Origin of the sequence: Candidatus Chordibacter forsetii, assembly GCF_964187505.1 — a bacterium.
GTDB classification, from domain to species: Bacteria; Verrucomicrobiota; Verrucomicrobiia; order Opitutales; family Seribacteraceae; genus Chordibacter; species Chordibacter forsetii.
This window is the reverse complement of record NZ_CAXLML010000206.1, coordinates 1-4,146: the sequence shown is the minus strand read 5'-3', so window position 1 is coordinate 4,146 and position 4,146 is coordinate 1. Positions and strand designations below refer to the sequence as shown.

At 46.0% G+C, this 4,146-nt stretch carries 3 protein-coding genes; 1 reads left to right on the top strand and 2 read right to left on the bottom strand.

Features of this window, described 5'->3' with window-relative positions; all coding sequences use genetic code 11:
* Positions 1–462: PEP-CTERM sorting domain-containing protein (locus ACKPQ4_RS09055; protein ID WP_407680861.1), on the top strand; the 462-nt coding region annotated here is incomplete at its 5' end.
* 101 nt (positions 463–563) lie between these two features.
* On the opposite strand, the gene ACKPQ4_RS09050 is transcribed toward ACKPQ4_RS09055, so the two are convergent.
* Both ACKPQ4_RS09050 and ACKPQ4_RS09045 read right to left on the bottom strand, forming a co-directional pair.
* Positions 564–3,068, bottom strand: coding sequence for a DEAD/DEAH box helicase (locus tag ACKPQ4_RS09050; protein ID WP_407680860.1), 2,505 nt, complete (start codon positions 3,066–3,068; stop codon positions 564–566).
* 148 nt (positions 3,069–3,216) lie between these two features.
* Positions 3,217–4,146 (bottom strand): glycogen synthase (locus tag ACKPQ4_RS09045; RefSeq protein ID WP_407680859.1); only part of this gene is annotated, 930 nt, incomplete at its 5' end.

The window sequence follows — 4,146 nt, the reverse complement described above, 5'->3', positions numbered from 1 at the left end:
GGTAGTGCGGGTTCTGACTGGGATCTATTAAAATTTGATACTTTAAATTTCGATTCTTCTAGTGATACTTTCACCATAAACATAATGGGATTGGCAGCTAATGGAACCGCTGGCGCTATGGGTGGAGGAGATGTTTGGGGGTCTTACCAAACTACGAATGGATTCAAATTTATGGAAGCCACTGGCAGCGGTTCTGGATGGACGGGGTCAGGGAATATGGGCTCCGCTGGTCTTGTTTCAAATATATCTATCGAGAGTCGAGGGTGGTCACACTATAATAGCCATCACTTAAACGAGTGGGATGTATGGTATGACGGAAGTGGAGCCTTTTATCTGCAGTATTCAGCTGTTCCTGAACCCTCTACCTATATGATGGTCACTGGACTATTGATGGTGCCCGGGATGTCTTATGTCCGAAGATTTCGCAGGAGAAAGAATGCGGATTTGGAGATGGAGGAATAGGGGTTTCTTTATCTCCGCACACGGAAGATCACAAAAGGTACGCAAATACCTTTGCAACTCGATTCTTATCTCTACTCTGAACCCTTAGAGATCAACTTCTGTTAGTCGTTCAACTCAATTAATTCTTCTAGTGATGAGAAATGTTCTGCCAATCCACTGGGCTTCTCTAATTCTCCAATGACTTGTCGAAAGGTTTCTTTCTTTTGTAATTGTAACTGGCGAACACGTTCCTCGATCGTTCCCTGAGCAACCATTCGATAAATAAAGGTGGGTTTAACCCTCCCTAAGCGATGGGCTCGGTCAATTGCCTGTTCTTCGACAGCCGGGTTCCACCATGGATCCATTAAAAACACATAATCTGCAGATTTGAGAGTGACTCCAAGCCCAGCTGCCTTTAGCGATGCAAGCATTACCGCAGGCTCCTTTGAAGATTCGAACCGATCCACGGGTTTAGAGCGATCCCGCGTGGAGCCGGTAAGTTCAAGAATTTCCAAATGAGGAATTTCCAGTTTTATCCGTTTCTTTATAAGGGATAAAAAAGTGGTGAACTGACTAAATACCAAGACTTTGGCCCCAGAGCTAGAAAGGTCATGCAATTTTTCGATTAACAAATCACTCTTAGTTCCACAAGCGGGCAAATGTTCCCTGCCTGGAAGTAATCCAAGATCACAACAGGCTTGGCGCAGACGGGTAAGCAGGGAGAAAACATGCATGGACGATTGCCGAATGGCTTCGCGTAAATCGTTTCCATGTGCTTGCAGTCCGCCCTCAGCAAGTGCTTTGTATACTTTGCGCTGTTCGTCGTTCAGGGGGCAGGGGAGTTCGGTTTCGAGCTTCGGTGGAAGTTCAGAAGCCACTTCATTCTTCATCCTGCGCAAGACAAAGGGAGTAACTTGACGGCGTAATAGTTGCAGGGTTTTGGCCGAATCCTCAATGAGGCAATTTTCTAACTCTTTGCGGGCACCCAACAAACCAGGCATAAGAAAGCGAAAAATTGTCCATAAATCGAGAGCAGAATTTTCAATAGGAGTGCCCGAAAGGGCAAGTCGGTTCCGGGCTTCAATCGATAAGCAAGCCTGAGTAACTTTGGCCTTTGGATTCTTGATTAATTGAGCTTCATCGAGCACCGCATAGCGGAATTCCACTTTGTCGAGGAGGTGGCGATGGCGTCTTAATTGAGTATAACTGGCAACCCACAAACAGGGTTCATCTGTTTGATCAAATGTTTCTTCCTTCCTTAAAATACGAACCTTTAATTTTGGAAAATGTTTAGCCGCCTCTTTTACCCAAACTGGAACCACCGATGCTGGACAAGTAACCAAGTCTGGCAAATCTTGGGTGGTTTGCGAACTAAGTAGTGCAAGGGTCTGCATGGTTTTCCCCAAACCCATTTCATCGGCAAGTAACGGGTGACAGCCCAAACTGTGTAAGGCATGTAAATGAGCGACTCCTTGCTTTTGGTAGGGCCGAAGAAAGGTGAATTTTTTGCCCACCCCGTTAGTATCAAGGGCTTTGATCGATTCTCGCCAATGATCAAGCTGTCCATCGGCCCGTGTTCTCAGATACTTTCGGGCAAATAGGGAAAAAAGCATATACCTCGGCCACTGGGCACGCTTGGCGTCTCCCCGGTTCCGCTGCCACCATTCGAAGTCTTCAACTTGTGCTTGATCTAACCTGACCAGACCGTGACCTCGTATAAAAGTGGCACCCTGTCTTGCTTTGGTCACTCTGCGAATATGTTGAGTTCCCAACCTACGGTTTCCAATATGAAAGTTTTCTCTCAGAATCATACTTTCATCGTCCCGACTACGAGCTTCAATTTCCCAACTCAGGGTACGCTGTCCTTGTTTGAGTAAATGTGCATCCCCCCCGTATTCCAATTCAAATGAATCTTCCCATCCGCAGAGAGATTCCTCCGCCAATTTTGCCACCTTTTTCCAATCGGCAAGTAGGAATTCACCCACTCCCTTTTGGAATACAAAACCGTATTTACCAGCTTCAGCAACAAAGCGCATCAGAGCGGGGCGGTCACAGTCTTCTACTTCAGCTGCCTCCTTAGCGTAAACGGAAATTCGCGAGTTATCCAAATTTCTCCATTCTGGAATAGCCCGCAATCCTTTTTGGGCAGATACTTCCATTCGGATAAGAAGTCCAGTTCCTGTATTTTCTTTTTCGGCCACATCCTCGGGTTCCGAGTCCGTTTCCTCGTCGTCTTTCTTTGGTTGCTTTTTTTCCTCTTCCATCCAACCCACTCCAAGAAGAGGGTCGTCTTCTTGAAGTTCAGATATTAACTCTTCAATCTCATACAATCCGGCGGTTGCAAGAGCGATTCCAATCTCCTCATCATCCAGAGAAGTTCGAATTTCTGGGCCTTGTCCAATCCATTCTACCACCGAGTAGGTTTCTTCTCGGTTGATTTTTTTGGTAACGATGGCTTGGTTTTCCTGAATATCAATAGTACTAAGGTAGCCTTCGCGATAGAATTTCTGGGCCGATTTTAATTGTTCGTCAGTAAATTTCTTTTCCCACTCGGTGGTGCAAAGCCGTCTGAACCAAGCCTCGACGGCTTCTTGAGTAAAGGTTCTGGAGGGTCCATTTGAAATCATTGGCTGAAGTGGCTAAAACTTTCACCTTCTACGTTAGCGTTGCTCAAATATTCAGTGCAAGGGGAAAGATTAAAATGGGCGCGAAAGTTATGCACATCCAAACTATGTAGGTGTGGACTACCTACTAAATTTAGAAAAAAAGGATAAACTAGTCAGCCTTCAATGCCCATTCGTAAGTCTGAGCATACTGATTGGCTGCTTCTTCCCAACCGCATGATTGAAGAAGGGTATTTTTTCTGAGTTGGGCGAACTTTCGGGGAGTGCGGTAAACTTTAATAGCATCCAGTATGGAGTTCCAAAGATCTTGCCCACTTGCTCGGGAAAACAGGAAGCCGTTTGGAGAGCTTTCCCCTCGAGCAATCGGTCGAATGGTGTCTGCGAGTCCACCGGTTTTACGGGCAACAGGCAACGAACCATAACGCATTGCATATTGCTGGGCTAATCCACAGGGCTCAAATCGACTGGGCATGATAAAAAAATCGGACCCTGCAAAAATTCTTCTGGCCAGGCCATCATCAAAGCCAATGAAGGCACCAATTCGATGGGGGAAGGAAGCAGATAATTTCTTGATTGCTTGCTCCTCCGAATGTTCACCACTTCCCAAAATGGCAAAGGTAGCATCTGTTTGCTCCATTAATTTTGGTAGAATTTCTACGAGTAAGTCCAAACCCTTTTGGTCGTATAACCTGGAGACCACTCCGAAAAGCGGTAATTCTGGGCTTTCTTGCATTTTCAATTCTTTTAATAAAGCCTTCTTGCAAGCTTTTTTGCCCGCTTGGGGAGATGTCGGAATAATCGGCTGGGGGAGGGCGGTATCCTTTTGGGGGTCCCAACCTGCTTCGTCTATACCGTTTAATATCCCTATCAAATCAGCACCGCGGTATTGTAAGCTTGATTCCAACCCGCACCCATATTCAGGGGTGCGTATTTCAAGGGCATAAGTTGGGCTGACCGTAGTGATTTTATCGGCATGTTGAATGCCACCTTTTAGAAGGTTCAGTGCTCCATTGTGCTCAAAGCCATCCATACCCCAATAGGCTGAGGGTAAGCCAGAGGATTGAAAATCTTTGTGAGAAAA

Excerpts from the sequence above, each read along its gene's own strand:
- ACKPQ4_RS09050 (WP_407680860.1), bottom strand. The coding sequence starts at position 3,068 with ATGATTTCAAATGGACCCTCCAGAACCTTTACTCAAGAAGCCGTCGAG.